Below are 590 nucleotides of genomic sequence, written 5' to 3'. Positions count from 1 at the left end.
CTGGATCGCCTCGGGATCAAAGGTCACCTCCATGACGTCCAGGTGCAGCAGCACGCGATGAATGAAGATCTGCACCGACGCGATCGCCTGCTTGATCCGCGAGGTCATCATGCAGGCGCTCATCTCGACGTCGATCAGCAGGTGCTCGAACACGTCGTTGGCGGTGCGGAACGCAGGTGTACGGGCGATCGCGGCGTCGACGAGGGCGTCGCGCTGACGCTGGCGGATCACGTCGCGCAGGGGTTTGGCGATCTCGGCCCAGCGATCTTCCCCGTACTTGGCTCGGGTCGCGGCCTTGATCGCGGCGGTGGTGGCGATCGTCGGCGTCGGTGAGGCCCAGTCGCGCAGAGCGTGGACGCCGACACCGAGCTGATCGGCGGTGGCGATGAGCAGCTTCAAGCGCGGGGGGATGTCCTCCTCGGCGACGGCGGCCGCGTGGGTGTCGTCGTAGCCGAGCGAGGTGGCGAGCGCGAGCACGGCATCAGCGTCCCAGCCTGCGTGGTCGGCCAAGATCCCGATCGCTTCAGCCAACGTGACGGTCTCGCTGATCAGCGCGGGAGCGAGCTCGCCGGGACGCGAGAGATCGCGCA

1 protein-coding gene is annotated in these 590 nt (G+C 67.8%); it reads right to left on the bottom strand.

Features of this window, described 5'->3' with window-relative positions:
- Nucleotides 1-590, bottom strand: a 590-nt coding sequence (locus tag ENSA7_RS43135) for a neuraminidase-like domain-containing protein (RefSeq protein ID WP_181233078.1), incomplete at both ends; no start/stop codon positions are given.

The sequence above is a fragment of the Enhygromyxa salina genome (assembly GCF_002994635.1).
GTDB lineage: Bacteria > Myxococcota_A > Polyangia > Nannocystales > Nannocystaceae > Plesiocystis > Plesiocystis salina_B.
This window is presented reverse-complemented; position numbering and strand designations above follow the sequence as displayed.